This is a genomic window from Leifsonia xyli subsp. cynodontis DSM 46306 (assembly GCF_000470775.1).
GTDB lineage: Bacteria > Actinomycetota > Actinomycetes > Actinomycetales > Microbacteriaceae > Leifsonia > Leifsonia cynodontis.
Genome location: NC_022438.1, coordinates 678,793 through 694,055 on the forward strand (window position 1 = coordinate 678,793; position 15,263 = coordinate 694,055).

Genomic DNA, 15,263 nt, shown 5'->3' on the forward strand with positions numbered 1-15,263 from the left:
CGACGCTAGCCTCCGGAACAGACCATCTCAACGTAGGCATTTCTCATTGCACGCATTGCGGTCTCACCGGAAAGCCGGAAAGGGAGGAGATTCCCTCATCGAACCCGACCAAAGGCGGCAAACGGAGGAATTTCCAGCGCTTTCCGCCCAGAAGTCCTCCGTTTCCGACAAGGGACGGGCCAGAGCAGGGGGCCAGCAGGGACGAGACGGCGGCCAGCACGGGGCCAGCAGGGACAGGGCGGGGTAGGGGGCCAGCAGCGGAGGCGGCTACGCGGCGCCGTCGAACATCGAGGTCACCGAGCCGTCGGTGAAGACCTGCTCGATCGCATCGGCGAGGAGGGGGGCGATCGGGAGGACCGTCAGCTTGTCCCAGCGCTTGTGCCCGGGAAGGGGCAGTGTGTCGGTGACCACGACCGAGTCGATGAACTCCGACTGGAGGAGTTCGACGGCCGGATCGCTGAAGACAGCGTGCGTCGCGGCGACGACGACGCCGGTGGCGCCGCTGGCCTTGAGCGCCTCGGCCGCCTTGACGATCGTGCGGCCGGTGTCGATGAGGTCGTCCACGAGCAGGCAGACGCGGCCGTGTACATCGCCGACGATCTCATGCACGGAGACCTGGTTCGGGACCAGCGGATCGCGGCGCTTGTGGATGATCGCGAGCGGGGCGCCCAGCTTGTCGCTCCAGATGTCGGCCACGCGCACACGGCCCATGTCGGGCGAGACGACGGTCAGCGTGGACGGGTCGAGCTCGCGGCGCATGTGCTCGAGCAGCACCGGCATGGCGAAGAGGTGGTCGACGGGGCCGTCGAAGAAGCCCTGGATCTGGGCGGCGTGGAGGTCGACCGACATGATGCGGTCGGCGCCCGCCGCCTTGAACAGGTCGGCGACCAGGCGGGCCGAGATCGGCTCGCGACCGCGGCCCTTCTTGTCCTGGCGGGCGTAGGGATAGAACGGGGCGACCACGGTGATCCGCTTGGCCGAGGCGCGCTTGAGCGCGTCCACCATGATCAGCTGCTCCATGAGCCACTCGTTGATCGGGGAGGTGTGCGACTGGATGACGAAGGCGTCGGAGCCGCGGACGCTCTCGTCGAACCGCGCGTAGATCTCGCCGTTGGCGAAGGTGCGGGCGTCCGTCGGGACCAGCTCGCTGCCAAGGCAGGCGGCGATCTGCTGCGCGAGTTCGGGATGGGCGCGCCCCGAGATCAGAACGAGTCGTTTCTGGCCGGTGGCAGTGATCCCTGACACTTACTCTACGCTCTCTTCCGCAGCATTGCTGGCCTCAGCGGCCCCGGTCCGGTGGGCGGCCCTGGCGGCGTCCGTGCCCGGCCGCTTCTGAGCGACCCAGCCTTCGATGTTCCGTTGCGGCGCGACAGTGATGGCGAGAGAACCCGCCGGCACATCCTTGCGGACCACCGTCCCGGCCCCGGTGTACGCTCCGTCGCCCATCCTAACGGGCGCGACGAAAACCGTGTTCGTGGCGGCCCGGACGTGCGACCCGATCTCGGTGCGGTGCTTGTTCACGCCATCGTAGTTCGCCGTGATGACGCCCGCGCCGAGGTTGGACTTCTCCCCGACCTCGGCGTCGCCGACGTAGTTGAAATGAGCGAGCTTGGTGCCCGCGCCGATGACGGCGTTCTTGGTCTCCACGAACGTCCCGATCTTCCCGTTCGCGCCGAGCACGGTCCCCGGGCGCAGGTACGCGAACGGTCCGACCGTCGCGGCAGCGCCGATCACGGCGAGGGTGGCGTCGGTGCGCTTCACGGTCGCGCCCGCGCCTACCTCGGTGTCGAGCAGAGTGGTGTCGGGGCCGATCGTCGCCCCCGTCTCGACGGCGGTCGCCCCGCGCAGCTGCGTGCCGGGCAGGAGGGTCACGTCCGGGGCCAGCTTCACCCTCACGTCGATCCACGTGGTCGCCGGGTCCTGCACGGTCACCCCGGCGAGCTGCCAGGCGCGCACAGTCAGGGCGTTGAGCTTCGCCGCCGCCTCGCTGAGCTGCGCGCGGTCGTTGATGCCATCGACCAGCCACGAGTCGGAGACGGGCAGCGCATCCACATCGAAGCCGGACTCGCGCAGCAGCCCGATCACATCGGTGATGTACTTCTCGCCCTGCGCGTTGTCGGTGGTGATCGCCGCGAGCTTGTCACGCAGCGCCGCGGCGCCGAACACGTAGATGCCCGCGTTGATCTCGCCGATCGCGCGCTCGGCCTCGGTCGCGTCCTTGTGCTCCACGATCCGGTCGAGGCGCCCGGTGGAGGTGCGCACGATGCGGCCGTAGCCGGCGGCGACCGCCGGGAACGCGGACAGGATGGTCGCGGCCGAGCCGCCCGCCCGGTGCGCCGCGATCAGCTTGCGCAGCGTTCCTGCGTCCAGCAACGGGACATCGCCGTTCACCACCAGCACATCGCCGGAGAAGTCCGCCGGCAGCGCCGCGACGGCCTGCTCGACCGCGCGCCCGGTGCCGGGGGTCTCATCCTGGTCGACGATGATCGCCTCGGGCAGCTCCACGCCGATCACCTCGGCCAGACGGTCGCGCTCGTGCCGCACGACCGCCACGACCTGGGCGGCCTCCAGCGCCCGGGCGGTCTCCAGCACATGGGCGATGACGGGGATGCCTCCCAGCAGGTGCAGCAGCTTGGGCGTGGCGGACTTCATCCGCGTCCCCTGCCCCGCCGCGAGCACGACGATGGCGAGATTCTGGTCGGTCATGGTTCTCCGTGGCATTCGGTCGGACAGACGGGTCGGACGGTGGGCTCCGCCTCCAGGACTCGAACCTGGACCTTACAGCTCCAAAGGCTGTCGTGCTGCCATTACACCAAGGCGGAACGCGCGACGCGCACACACAGTCTGCCAGACCGGCATCCCCGGCGACGCCGAATAGCATAGAGGGATGGCGGAGACACGAGACGGAATCCCGCGCGATGACGTCGATCGCATTGTCGACGCCTGGCTGCGCGAGCGCAGCGACCTCGATTTCTCCCCGCTGCAAGTCCTCAGCCGCGTCGCCCGCCTCTCCCGGCATCTCGACCGGGCCCGCCGGAGCGCGTTCGAGCGCTCGGACCTCGACTCCTGGGAGTTCGACGTGCTCTCCGCCCTCCGCCGCGCCGGCTCGCCCTACCAGTTGAGCCCGAAGGCGCTGCTGCGGGAGACGCTGGTCTCCAGCGGCACCATGACCAACCGCATCGACCGGCTGGCCGAGCGCGGGCTGGTCGAGCGCCGCACCGACCCGAACGACGGGCGCGGCATCCTGGCGCAGATGACGGCGCAAGGACTGGCGCGGGTGGACGCGGCGATCGCCCGGCTGGTGGGTGCGGAGGCCGAGCTGCTGAAAGGGCTGTCGGGGGGGGAGCAAGAGCGGTTGGCGGGGCTGCTGCGGAAGCTGAGCCTGGGATTCAACACGGAGGCGTGAACCGCACCCCTGTCCCCTCGGCCTCGCTTCCTCCGGCTCCCAGGAGACTGTTATCCCACGCTCATAGACTCGGCTCCCGATGAAATTCTCCCGCCTGAAACGCCTGCCCTCCCGGCTCAGGCGCGCCGCACGCTTTGAGATCCACGCGCACTGGCGGCGGCAGCCCATCGCCCTCGGCTCCGTGCTCTACGAATCCTTCTCCGGCAACGGGATGCTGGACAACCCGGAGGCGCTGTTCCGCGAGCTGCTGGCCGCGCCGGACCTGAGGCACCTGACGCACATCTGGGCCCTCTCCGATCCGAAGCAGTACAGCGCCACCGTCGCGGAGTTCGCCGGCGACCCGCGGGTCAGCTTCGTGCGCTCCGGGTCGGCGGCGTACTACCGCGCGCTCGCGACGAGCCAGTACCTCATCAACAACGCGACGTTCCCGCCGGACTTCTCCAAGCGTCCCGGCCAGGTCTACCTGAACACCTGGCACGGGACGCCGCTGAAACGAATGGGCTACGACATCGAGAATGGCGCCCTCGCCACGGCCAACATCGTCCGGAACTTCGTCCAGGCCGACTACCTCCTCGCCGCGAACGCGTTCATGGCCGAGCAGATGTACGAGAGGGCCTATAAGCTGACCGGGATCTACCGGGGGACGCTGGTCGAGGAGGGCTACCCCCGCATCGACCGGCAGTTCCTGGACGGGGCCGCCCGCGAGGAGGTGCACCGGCGTCTGACGGCGAGCGGCATCCCGCTCGGGGATCGCAAGATCGTGCTGTACGCGCCGACGTGGAAGGGCACGAGCTTCGGACGCCCGGAGGACGACCTGGACGAGCTGATGGCGCATATCGCCCAGGTCGAGGAGCGCATCGACACCAGCCGCTACGCGGTGCTGCTGAAGACCCACCAGACCGTCCACAGGCTGGCCGCTGGCCGTCCCGAGCTGCAGCGGATGCTGGTGCCGAACGAGATCCCGACCAATCTGGTCCTCGGCGCGTCCGACATCCTGATCTCCGACTACTCGTCGATCTTCTTCGACTTCCTGCAGACGGGCAGGCCCATCCTGTTCTTCACGCCCGATCTCGCCGACTACGCGGGCACGCGCGGACTCTACTTCGAGCCGGAGGAGTGGCCGGGCCCAGTGTTCGAGTCCGCTCGCGAACTGGGCGACGCGATCGCGGCGATCGCGACCGACGGGGATGCCGTCCCGGCCGAGGCGCGCGAGCGGTACCTCGCCATGCAGCGGCGGTTCACCCCCCACGAGGACGGCTCGGCCTCGAAGCGGGTGGTCGACCTCGTCTTCCGCGGCAACCGGGAGGGGCTGCGGCTGCGCACCGACCTCGACCAGGACGGCCGCGAGAAGATCCTCCTCTACCTGGGCGGGATGCGGCCGAACGGCATCACGACCTCGGCGCTGAATCTGCTCAACACCATCGACCACGACCGCTACGACGTCTCCGCGTTCTTCGCGCAGAGCCGCAACCGGGCGGCCATCGGGAAGCAGCAGCAGATCCATCCGGCCGTCCGCCAGTTCCCGCGCGTCGGCGGCATGAACGGCGCGAAGCTGCTGCATCTCGCCCGACACCTCGACTTCCGCCGCGGGCGCACGGCGCGGCACGCGGAGGACATCGCGCAGAACCAGCTGTGGGACGACGAGTGGTACCGCTGCTTCGGAGACAGCCGCTTCGGCTACGTGGTCGATTTCTCCGGCTACGGGCCGTTCTGGGCCATCCTGCTCCTGCACTCCCCCGACGCGCACCGCGCGATCTGGCTGCACAACGACCTCGCCGCCGACGCGCACCGCGAGGTAAACGGCGAGAAGCGGATGCTGCACAGCCTCACCGAGCTGTTCTCGCTGTACAGCCAGTACGACCACCTGGTCTCGGTCTCGCCCACCCTCTCGGACATCAACCGCGCCTCGCTGGCGGACTACGCCGCACCGGAGAAGTTCGTTTCGGCGCTGAACACGGTGGATGCCGATCACATCCTGGAGAGCGCGGCCGCCGACCTCCGCGAGTTCGCCGTGGACGAGGAGACCGGCGTCCTCCCGGACTGGGCGGAGGCTCTGCTCGCGGACGACGGCGTGAAGACCTTCGTCAACGTCGGACGGCTCTCGCCGGAGAAGAACCAGGCCCGCCTCATTCGGGCGTTCGCGGACGTGTACGCGGAGGACCCGAAGACACGGCTGCTGATCGTGGGCTCGGGCCCGCTCACGGGCGAGCTGGAGGCGCTCATCGTGGAGCGCGGGCTCGCCGGGTCCGTGTTCCTGACCGGGATGCAGCCCAACCCGCACGCGATCATGGCGAGGGCCGACTGCTTCGTGCTGTCGAGCGACTACGAGGGCCAGCCGATGGTGATCCTGGAAGCGCTCGTGCTCGACCTGCCGATCGTGACGGTGGAGTTCGCCTCCGCGAAGAACGCGCTGCCGGCCGGGAGCGGACTCGTGGTGCCGCAGACGGACGCGGGCGTCGCCGCCGGTCTCCGGGCCTATCTCGCCGGCGATGTCCCCGCCAACCACTTCGACGGCGCCGCCTACAACCGCAAGGCCGTCGCCCAGTTCTACACCGCCATCGGCGCCTAGCCATCGCTTCCTCAGTTCTTCCGGCCCGCTGCGGCGTGTCGGCGGGAAGAACTGAGGAAGCGATAGTCGTTATGGTGGAAGGATATGGCGCATCTTCTGGGGGCGGAGTCCCTGCATCTTGAGTTTCCCACCCGCGTTGTCTTCGACTCGGTTTCGCTCGGGGTCGACGAGGGCGACCGTATCGGCATCGTCGGCCGCAACGGCGATGGAAAGTCGAGCCTTCTCGGGATGCTGTCGGGCCGCATCCCGCCAGACTCCGGCCGGGTGACGGTGCGCGGCGGTGTCCGGATCGGCGTGCTCGACCAGGCGGATGCGCTCGCGGACGACGAGACGATCGGGCACGCCGTGGTCGGCGACGCGCCCGAGCACGAGTGGGCAGGCGACGCCCGGGTGCGGGAAGTGATCGCCGGCCTGCTCGGCGACCTGCCGTGGGAGGCGCGGCTGGGCAGCCTCTCCGGCGGTCAGCGCCGCCGGGTCGCCCTGGCCCGGCTGCTGACGGGTGACTGGGATGTGCTGGCCCTGGACGAGCCCACCAACCACCTCGACGTCGAGGCGATCGCCTGGCTGGCCGAGCACCTGAAGCGGCGCTGGACAGCCACCGCGGGCGGGCTGCTGGTCGTGACGCACGACCGGTGGTTCCTGGACGAGGTGTGTACGGCGAGGTGGGAGGTACACGACCGGATCGTGGAGCCGTTCGAGGGCGGCTACGCCGCCTACATTCTGCAGCGCGTCGAGCGCGACCGCCAGGCTGCGGCGATCGAGGCCCGGAGGCAGAACATCGCGCGGAAGGAGCTGGCGTGGCTGCGCCGCGGCGCTCCCGCCCGCACATCTAAGCCGAAGTTCCGCATCGACGCGGCCAACGCGCTCATCGCGGACGTCCCCGAGCTCCGCGACCGGGTCTCGCTCCAGTCGCTCGCCGTCTCCCGGCTCGGCAAAGACGTGGTCGACATCCTGGAGGCCTCGGCCGGCTACGGCGACCGCGAGATCCTGCACGGGGTGGAGTGGCGGATCGCCCCGGGCGAGCGCACCGGCATCCTGGGCGTCAACGGGGCCGGCAAGTCGACGCTGCTGGGCCTCGTGGCGGGGACGGTCGAGCCCACCTCCGGTCGCGTGAAGCGGGGCAAGACGGTCCGTGTCGCAACCCTCACGCAGCGGATGGACGAACTCGACCAGCACCGCGACGACCCGGTGCGCGTGGTCGTCTCGGGTCTGCGCACCAGCTACACCCTCGGCAGCGGCTCGAAGGCCCAGGAGCTCACCCCGGGCCAGCTGCTGGAGCGGATGGGCTTCGCCTCCGCGCAGCTCTCCACCCCGGTGAAGGACCTCTCCGGCGGACAGCAGCGCCGCCTCCAGCTCCTGCTGATCCTGCTCGACCAGCCGAACGTCCTCATCCTGGACGAGCCCACCAACGACCTCGACACCGACATGCTCGCCGCGATGGAGGATCTGCTCGACTCCTGGGCGGGGACGCTGATCGTGGTCTCGCACGACCGGTACTTCCTGGAGCGCGTGACAGACCAGCAGTTCGCGATCCTGGACCGGCGGCTGCGGCACCTGCCGGGCGGGGTGGACGAGTACCTGCGGCTGCGGAAGGACCAGCGGCGCCGGGACGCCGCGCGAGCGTCCGAGCCCGCCAGGGGCTCGGGCCCCGCAGCCGCCGCCGCGACAGCCGCCCCCGCGCTCAGCGGCGGCGAGCTGCGGGCGGCTCAGAAGGAGCTCGCCGCGATCGAACGCCGCCTCGCGAAGCTCACCGGCCGGATCGACGCGAAACGCACAGCGCTGGCCGAACACGACCCGTCGGACTACGTGGGGCTGGGCGAGGAGATGACGGCGATCGGCGAGCTGGAACGGGAGGCGGAACAGCTCGAGGAGCGGTGGCTGGAGCTGTCGGAGCAGGTATAGCCCCCCAGACGGAGCGAACCGCTGCCGCCCGCGCATATGCGAGTATTCTCCGAGGCGGCCCGCTCGCTTCTTCCCTCCCGGCCAGCGCGGGCGGACAGGAGCGTAGTGTGGCGGACGGGGGGAGCGCTGTTCGGACGCGACGGGGCGCGAGACTCGTTGCTGCTCATGGCGCACCGGGCGCTCGATCAGGGCGGGACCGTGCTCGTCACCGGGGAGGTCGGGCTCGGCAAGACATCGCTGCTGGCGGAGGCAGCGGAGCGGCTCGACGGCTGGACAGTGCTGTGGGTGCAGGCCGACTCGTTCGAGTCCGATCTGCCGTATGCGACGGTGATGACGCTGCTGCGCAGGCTGTCCGCCCTGGGCGTACCCGTCGGAAGGACGCCCGCTGCGAGCGACGACGCGCTCGGCGTGGGCCGGACGCTGCTGGACGCGATGGACGCGCTCGAGCGGCCCGTGTGCCTGATCGTGGACGACGCGCAGTGGGTGGACGAGCCCTACGCCCGCGCGCTCCGCTTCGCCGTGCGGCGGATGATGGACCGGGGCTTCTTGTTCACGGCGGCGACGCGGCCGCAGCCGAACGGTGCGGCCGCGCTGTTCGACGGCTTCGCCGCCGCGGCCGCGAACCACGCGCGGATCGACCTGAGCGCGCTCACCGTCTCCGACACCCAGGCGCTCGGCGAGCATCTCCTGGGTCACGCGATCTCGCGGCGCACCGCGGCCCGGCTGACCGAGGCGACGCAGGGCTCGCCGCTGCTGCTGACGGTGCTGCTCGGGCAGGTGCGCGAGACCTTCGCGCAGGCGCTGCACCCGGCCGGCTGGGACCTGCCGGAGACCGCGCTCGCCCCGCTCGCCTCGGCCGTCTCGGCCGCGCTGGACGGCGCGACCCCGTCGGCGCGGTCCGCCTCCGAGCTGATCGCCGTTCTGCGCGACCCGCTGCCGCTGCCGGTGGCGGGCAGCATCGCCGCGCGGCTCGGGATGGCACTGGACGTCCCCGGCGCCGTCTCCCGCGGGCTCGTGCTCGGGCGGGAGCGCGACGGAGTGGTGTGGGTCGAGCCGGCGCACGCCCTGCTGGCCGATGCCGTGGCGAGCGGGCTGAGCCTGGAACGACGGGGCGACATCCACCGGGTCGCAGCGGAGGTGCTGACCGGGCACCGGGCGCTCCGGCACCGGGTGGAGGCGGCGGAGGCGAGCGACCCGGCGCTGGTGGACGAACTGCTCAGCGAAGCGCTCGCAGCGGCCGACCGGGGGCAGGCGGAGCAGGCCATGAGCTACGCGCGCTCCGCCGTCCATCTCGCCGCCGACGGCGAGCACGAGCGCATCCTGGAGCTGCGGACGCTCTGCCACGATGCGCCCGGCGCGCTCGACCTCACACGGCGGCGCACGGCGGCGGAGGCGATCACCCCCGACGAACGGGCCATCCGGACGCACATCGCCGAGGCGCTGCCCAAGGTGCTCATGGCGATGGGAGACTTCCCCGGCGTGCTCGACCACCTGGGCACCGCCCGCGCGCAGATCGCGGAGTGCCCGCGGCCCGAGGAGATCGCTGATCCGGCGCTGCGCTGGATGGCCGAGCCGGAGGAGCACCTCGTGCGGCTTCTCGGCTGGGCGCTCAACTCGGCCGCCCACGCACGCCGGCCGGAGCTGTTCCCGCCGCTCACCGAGGAGCTGGACGCGCTGCTGGCCGGGCACGAGTCGCCCGCGGCAGTGGATGCCCCGGTCGCCCGCTCGCGGGTCTTCGTGCTCGGCGGCGACATCGAGCGCGCCCGGGCCGACCTCGCGCGGGCCACCGGGCTGGTGCGGCGGTTCCCGTCCAGCTGGACAGCCGGGTTCGCGCGCACGATCTCCGCGCACATCCTTTTCCTCGCCGAGAGTGGGAGGAGTCGGTCACGCTGGCCGACACCGCCGTCGCGCTCGCGCTGGACGAGACGGATCTCTCCTGCTGGCCGATCGCGCTGTGGGCATCGACGCTCGTGCGCGCCGGCCGCGGCGAGAAGGAGGGCGTCACCGAGCGGTTGCGCACCGCTGCCAAGGCCGATCCGCGCATCACAGGCTCCTACGACGGCGATCTGCCGTTCCTGGCCCGCGCGGAGCTCGCGAGGGCGCTGGGCCGCCCGGAGGATCAGCTCGCGGCGACAGCCGACGCCGAGACAGCGGCGAGTCGCTCCTCCACCCTTGGCTGGCTCACCTACCGCGTGGACGCGCTCGCGGCGCTCGGACGGGCGGCGGACGCCCGCGCGGCATACCAGCGCTGCGCGGCGCTGGGTCTCTGGCGGCCCTTCTACGGCTCGCTGCGCTGGCTCGAGGGCCGGTGCGGGAGGCCGAGGGCGACACCGCCGCCGCCGCGGTCGCCTACCGGGAAGCGGCGGCGGAAGGACGCTTCCCGTTCCCGCAGGCGATCGCGGCGCTGGACGCGGGCCGGCTGCTGGCCGCGACCGAGCCGGAGAGAGCGGCGGAGCTGCTGGAACGGGCAGCCGCGACCTTCCGGCAACTGGGCGCGGCCACCTATCTGACGAAGACCGCGACGCTGCTCGACGGTATCGGGAGCCCGCACCGGATGCCGGAGGAAGGGGACGCCGCCGCCGACCCGCTGAGCGCGCTGACGACCCGCGAACGGCAGGTGGCGCACGCGCTGGCGGCGGGGATGACAAACAAGGAGATCGCGGAACGGCTGTACGTGTCGGTGACGACCGTCAACTTCCACGTCCGCAACATCCTGTCGAAACTGGGCCTGCGCTCGCGCCGCGAACTGCGCGCGCTCGACGCGCTACGGAGAAGGCCCGTCAAAAGTTGACGGTTTTCCGTCCTTCAGGTGGAGGACAACCGCATCGGCCGCTACCTTCTTAACACCTGGGATGCCCGGACCCACCGCACGGAAACGACTCCGACCCGACGAATCGTCTCACCCCGAACGTGCGGAAGGTCCGGGCATCCTCGGGATGCTCACGCCCCCGCAGGAGACCCCAGCTCAGTCCGAGAGGACCCGGGCGCCGTGAACCGGGCCGGTCGCCCGCACCGCTCGCACCCGGGCCGCGCTGAGCGCGATCTGCACATCCAGCGCGTTGTCGAGATCCGCGGCGAGGAAGGCGACGGTGGGACCGGAACCCGACACGATCCCCGCGAGAGCGCCGTTCAGCTCGCCGAGTTCCAGCACCTCGGCGATGGACGGAGCCAGGTGGATGGCCGGGGCCTGCAAGTCGTTCGACAGCACCTCGGCGAGCATCGCCGCATCCCCCGCGCGAAGCGCCTGCAGCACCCCGGCGTCCACGCCGGGTGTGCGCTGCGCGGGCGGGATCTCACTCGCGTGCCGCTCGCGGTGCCGATCGAGTTCGCTGTAGACAGCCGGTGTGCTGAGCTGGCCCTCCGGGAGCGCGAGGACCCAGTGGAACTGGCCGGTCGCCAGCGCCGGACTCAGCCGGTCTCCGCGGCCGGTGCCGATCGCGGTGCCGCCCACGAGCGCGAACGGGACATCCGCGCCGAGCCGCGCGGCCAGCGCGAGCAGCTCCTCCCGTCCGAGCTCGGTTCCCCACAGCGCGTCACAGGCGACGAGGGTGGCCGCGGCGTCCGCCGAACCGCCGCCCATCCCCCCGGCGATCGGGACGTGCTTGTCGATCTCCAGGCGCACGCCACCGGTGAACCCGGTGCGCTTGGCGAGCAGTTTCGCGGCCTTGACCGCCAGATTCGTGCCGTCCGTCGGCAGTCCGGACGTGTCGATGCTGCCACCGGCGAAGCTCACCGAGATGTCATCGGCGGGGTACGCGCGCACATCCTCGTAGAGCGAGAGCGCCTGATAGGCGGTCGCGACATCGTGGTAGCCATCGTGGCGGAGCGGGCCGACGCGCATGAAGACATTGACCTTGCCGGGTGCGCGAACATGCACCGCATCCACATCCCACCGGGCGCCCACGTCGACCATGACTCAAACCTACACAGCTTCTCAGGGTGGCGAGGACGTCCGCGTGCTCGCGAGGAGCCTCAGCGCGCAGCGAGCCGCACGAAGTCGGCGAGGGTGAGCTGTTCGCCGCGCCGTCCCGGAGCCACCCCGGCCGCCGCCAGCGCCGCGCCCGCTGCGGCAGGGTCGCCGTAGACGGAGGCGAGGGACTGGCGGAGGGTCTTCCTGCGCTGCTGGAACGCGGCGTCGACCAGGGCGAACGTCCGCCGCCGCAGCTCGTCGTCGCCCGGTTCGGTCTCGTGGCGCTCGAAACCAACCAGGATGGAGTCCACATTCGGGACCGGCCAGAAGATCTGGCGGCTGACCGTGCCCGCGGTGCGCCAGAGGCCGTACCACGCGGCTTTCACGCTCGGGGCGCCGTAGACCTTCGAGCCCGGCCCGGCCGCGATGCGCTGGCCCACCTCCGCCTGAACCATGACGACACCGGAGCGCAGCGACGGGAGGTGCTCCAGCAGGTGCAGCAGCACGGGCACCGAGACATTGTACGGGAGATTCGCGACGAGTCGGCCGGGCCGCTCCGGCAGCTCCGTCACCGCGAGCGCGTCGCTGTGGACGACAGTCAGCCGGCCCGCGGCCTCCGGCGCGAGCTGCGCGACGGTGAGCGGGAGCCGCTCGGCCAGGCGGCCGTCGATCTCGACGGCGACGACACGCGCTCCGGCCTCCAGGAGGCCGAGCGTGAGAGAGCCGAGGCCGGGCCCCACCTCGACCACAGCCTCCCCCGCCTCGACGCCGGCGACACGGACGATGCGGCGGACGGTGTTGGCGTCGATGACGAAGTTCTGCCCGAGCTTCTTCGTCGGTGTCACACCGGTCAGCTCGGCCAGATCGCGGATCTCGGCGGGTCCGAGCAGTCGCAGTTCGCTCACGCGATGATCCCGATGGGCGCGGCGGGCGGCGGCGCGACCGGCTCGCTGTCCCAGCGGCCGTAGACGAGCTCGGTGTTCGAGGCGATCTGGGCCGCGACCGTGGCGATGTCGGCGCCGATCGTCTCCGCCATCGCGCGCACGGTGTGCGGGATGAGGTAGGGCGCGTTCGGCCGGCCGCGGAACGGCGCCGGCGTGAGGTAGGGAGCGTCCGTCTCCACCATGATCAGCTCCCGCGGAGCCGCGCGCAGAGCCTCGCGGAGATTCGGCGCGTTCTTGAACGTGACCGTGCCCGCGAAAGACATGTACCAGCCATTCTCGGCGCAGAGGCTCGCGAGCTCGGCATCCCCCGAGAAGCAGTGGAAGACCGTGCGAGCGGGCGCGCCGACACGTTTCAGGGTCGCAACGACAGCGGCGTGGGCGTCCCGGTCGTGGATCTGGAGGGCGAGGCCGTTCTGCTTGGCGATCTCGATGTGCGCCTCGAACGCGGCGAGCTGCGCGTCCCGGCGCGGGCCCGCCTCGGTGCGGAAGAAGTCGAGGCCCGTCTCCCCGATCGCCCGCACTCGCGGGCGGGTCGCCAGCTCCGCGATCGCGGCGAGGGCGTCGTCCAGCTCACCGCGCTCCGCGTAGTCAGGGGCGTCGTTGGGGTGGAGGGCGACAGCGGCGAGCATCCGAGGCTCGACGGCGGCCGTCTCGGCGGACCAGCGCGAGGTCTCCACATCCGTCCCGACCTGCACGACCCCGCGGACGCCGACGCTCGATGCCCGGTCGAGGTGCTCGCGGTAGTCCAGAGGCTCCGTCCCGTCTGGGCCGCTGAGCGGTGTCGGGGCCGTGCCGCCAGAGAACATCTCCAGGTGGGTGTGGTTGTCGTAGACGGGGACGAGCAGCGCCTCCGGGAGCGGAGGGTAGGTGCGGTCACGGCCGTCGGCCGGGCCCCGCTGCCGGAGGAACGCCGGGTCCGTCATGCTCCCAACACCGCGTCCGCCTCGATGCGGGGGAACAGCGCCTCGAGACCGTTCACCGCGGTTCCGGCGGGGACCTGCCCCCAGTCGCCTGCGCTGCGGAGCCGCTGCGCGTCCAGGCCGCCCAGCTCGCCCGCCACGCCCAGCGCAGTCCACAGTTTGGCCGTCGCCTTCGGAACGACCGGCGAGAGCAGCACGGCGAGTGCGCGCAGGCCCTCCACCGCGGTGTAGAGCACGGTCTGAAGCCGCTCGCGCTTCGCCTCGTCCTTGGCGAGCGCCCACGGCTCCTGCTCGGTGATGTACCCGTTGAGCTGGTCGACGATCGTCCAGACGGCGGCGATGCCATCGTGGACGGCGAGGCGCGCCATCGCGGCATCGGCGTCAGCGGTGGCCTGCGCGACGACGCGCTGAACCTCGAGGTCGGCCTCCCGATACTCGCCGGCGGCCGGGACCTCGCCGCCGAAATAGCGCGTGACCATCGCCACGACCCGCGAGGCGAGGTTCCCGAAACCGTTCGCCAGCTCGGCCTGATAGCGGACGGACAGGTCCTCCCAGCTGAACAAGCCGTCCTGGCCGAAGGTGATGGCGCGCAAGAAGTAGTAGCGGAACGCATCCGACCCGAATGTGTCCGTGATCTGGGTCGGCGCGATGCCGGTCAGCTTCGATTTGGACATCTTCTCGCCGCCCACCAGCAGCCAACCGTGGCCGAACACCCGGTGCGGCATGTCCAGGCCCGCCGCCATCAGCATGGCGGGCCAGATGACGGCGTGGAAGCGCAGGATGTCCTTGCCGACTAGGTGCGTCGCCGGCCAGCGCCGTTCGAACGCCTCCTCGTCCTGCCCGTAGCCGATCGCCGTGATGTAGTTGAGCAGCGCGTCGAACCACACATAGACGACGTGGGACTCGTCCCACGGCACCTTGACACCCCAATCGAAGCTCGACCGCGAGATGGACAGGTCGGACAGTCCCTGCCGCACGAAGCTGACCACCTCATTGCGGGCCGACTCCGGCTGCACGAAGTCCGGCCGCTCCTCGTAGAGCGCCAGCAGCCGGTCGGCGAAGTCGCTCATCCGAAAGAAGTAGTTCTTCTCCTGCAGCAGTTCCAGCGGCTTCGAGTGGATGGCGCAGACCTTCTGCCCCGCGTACTCCCCCGTGCCGTCGACGATTTCGCTCTGCGGTTTGAACTCCTCGCAGCCCACGCAGTAGAGCGCCTCGTACTCGCCGGCGTAGATGAAGCCGTCGTCGTAGAGCTTCTGCAAGAACTTCTGCACATTCTTCTCGTGCCGTTCGTCCGTGGTGCGGATGAAATCGTCGTTCACGATGTCTACGGTCGTCAGCAGCGGCAGCCACTCGTCCCTGACCAGCCGGTCGGCCCATTCCTTCGGCGTGGTCCCGTTCGCGGTCGCGGTGCGCAGAATCTTCTGCCCGTGCTCATCGGTGCCCGTCAGCAGCCAGGTGTCGTCGCCAGCCTGACGGTGCCAGCGCGCCAAGACGTCGGCGGCGACCTCGGTGTAGGCGTGCCCGATGTGCGGGACATCATTCACGTAGAAAATCGGCGTGGTGATGAAGAACGAAGAGCCGTCGGACATGCTGACTATCCTACGGTCGCCCC

General features: G+C 70.7%; 10 protein-coding genes, 1 tRNA gene and 1 pseudogene. 5 read left to right on the plus strand and 7 right to left on the minus strand.

Features of this window, described 5'->3' with window-relative positions; all coding sequences use genetic code 11:
* Positions 1–267: 267 nt before the first annotated feature.
* The 3 genes from O159_RS03230 to O159_RS03240 form a co-directional block, all read right to left on the minus strand.
* The gene (locus O159_RS03230; protein ID WP_021754325.1) at positions 268–1,245 is read right to left on the minus strand and encodes a ribose-phosphate diphosphokinase; all 978 of its coding nucleotides are present in this window, start codon (positions 1,243–1,245) and stop codon (positions 268–270) included.
* Entirely contained in the window at positions 1,246–2,706 is a 1,461-nt protein-coding gene (gene glmU, locus O159_RS03235) for a bifunctional UDP-N-acetylglucosamine diphosphorylase/glucosamine-1-phosphate N-acetyltransferase GlmU (protein ID WP_021754326.1), read from the minus strand. It abuts the gene before it with no gap.
* Positions 2,707–2,750: 44 nt separating this feature from the next.
* Positions 2,751–2,822: transfer RNA gene (locus O159_RS03240), tRNA-Gln, on the minus strand.
* Between the two features lie 65 nt (positions 2,823–2,887).
* Between O159_RS03240 and O159_RS03245 the strand changes: the two genes are divergently transcribed.
* The 5 genes and pseudogenes from O159_RS03245 to O159_RS15555 all read left to right on the plus strand — a co-directional run bounded on the left by O159_RS03245 (position 2,888) and on the right by O159_RS15555 (position 10,668).
* On the plus strand, positions 2,888–3,406 hold the full coding sequence (locus tag O159_RS03245) for a MarR family winged helix-turn-helix transcriptional regulator (RefSeq protein ID WP_021754327.1): 519 nt from the start codon (positions 2,888–2,890) through the stop codon (positions 3,404–3,406).
* Between the two features lie 79 nt (positions 3,407–3,485).
* The gene (locus O159_RS03250) at positions 3,486–5,975 is read left to right on the plus strand and encodes a glycosyltransferase (RefSeq protein WP_021754328.1); all 2,490 of its coding nucleotides are present in this window, start codon (positions 3,486–3,488) and stop codon (positions 5,973–5,975) included.
* A gap of 84 nt (positions 5,976–6,059) precedes the next feature.
* Positions 6,060–7,877 (plus strand): ABC-F family ATP-binding cassette domain-containing protein, encoded by a 1,818-nt coding sequence (locus O159_RS03255; RefSeq protein WP_021754329.1) that lies wholly within the window; start codon positions 6,060–6,062, stop codon positions 7,875–7,877.
* 165 nt (positions 7,878–8,042) lie between these two features.
* Positions 8,043–8,351 (plus strand): annotated as a pseudogene (locus O159_RS15550) (AAA family ATPase); the annotation flags it as partial.
* 2,167 nt (positions 8,352–10,518) lie between these two features.
* Positions 10,519–10,668, plus strand: a complete 150-nt coding sequence (locus O159_RS15555; RefSeq protein ID WP_236609557.1) for a response regulator transcription factor — start codon at positions 10,519–10,521, stop codon at positions 10,666–10,668.
* 174 nt (positions 10,669–10,842) lie between these two features.
* Here the strand turns inward: O159_RS15555 and O159_RS03265 are convergent, their stop codons facing one another.
* From O159_RS03265 to metG, 4 genes are read right to left on the minus strand one after another with little or no spacing between them, the layout of a single operon-like run.
* The gene (locus O159_RS03265; RefSeq protein ID WP_021754331.1) at positions 10,843–11,790 is read right to left on the minus strand and encodes a 4-(cytidine 5'-diphospho)-2-C-methyl-D-erythritol kinase; all 948 of its coding nucleotides are present in this window, start codon (positions 11,788–11,790) and stop codon (positions 10,843–10,845) included.
* A gap of 59 nt (positions 11,791–11,849) precedes the next feature.
* Entirely contained in the window at positions 11,850–12,692 is an 843-nt protein-coding gene (rsmA, locus tag O159_RS03270; RefSeq protein ID WP_021754332.1) for a 16S rRNA (adenine(1518)-N(6)/adenine(1519)-N(6))-dimethyltransferase RsmA, read from the minus strand.
* Entirely contained in the window at positions 12,689–13,654 is a 966-nt protein-coding gene (locus tag O159_RS03275) for a TatD family hydrolase (RefSeq protein ID WP_021754333.1), read from the minus strand. The genes rsmA and O159_RS03275 overlap by 4 nt, the downstream gene beginning before the upstream one ends.
* Complete coding sequence (gene metG, locus O159_RS03280; protein WP_021754334.1) at positions 13,651–15,240, minus strand: methionine--tRNA ligase; 1,590 nt, start codon at positions 15,238–15,240, stop codon at positions 13,651–13,653. The genes O159_RS03275 and metG overlap by 4 nt, the downstream gene beginning before the upstream one ends.
* Positions 15,241–15,263: the final 23 nt, after the last annotated feature.

Bases quoted from the DNA above. Each gene is read 5' to 3' on its own strand.
- glmU (WP_021754326.1), bottom strand. From the start codon at position 2,706: ATGACCGACCAGAATCTCGCCATCGTCGTGCTCGCGGCGGGGCAGGGG.
- O159_RS03245 (WP_021754327.1), top strand. From the start codon at position 2,888: ATGGCGGAGACACGAGACGGAATCCCGCGCGATGACGTCGATCGCATT.
- O159_RS03250 (WP_021754328.1), top strand. From the start codon at position 3,486: ATGAAATTCTCCCGCCTGAAACGCCTGCCCTCCCGGCTCAGGCGCGCC.
- O159_RS03255 (WP_021754329.1), top strand. From the start codon at position 6,060: ATGGCGCATCTTCTGGGGGCGGAGTCCCTGCATCTTGAGTTTCCCACC.
- O159_RS15555 (WP_236609557.1), top strand. From the start codon at position 10,519: ATGACAAACAAGGAGATCGCGGAACGGCTGTACGTGTCGGTGACGACC.
- O159_RS03265 (WP_021754331.1), bottom strand. From the start codon at position 11,790: ATGGTCGACGTGGGCGCCCGGTGGGATGTGGATGCGGTGCATGTTCGC.
- O159_RS03275 (WP_021754333.1), bottom strand. From the start codon at position 13,654: ATGACGGACCCGGCGTTCCTCCGGCAGCGGGGCCCGGCCGACGGCCGT.
- metG (WP_021754334.1), bottom strand. From the start codon at position 15,240: ATGTCCGACGGCTCTTCGTTCTTCATCACCACGCCGATTTTCTACGTG.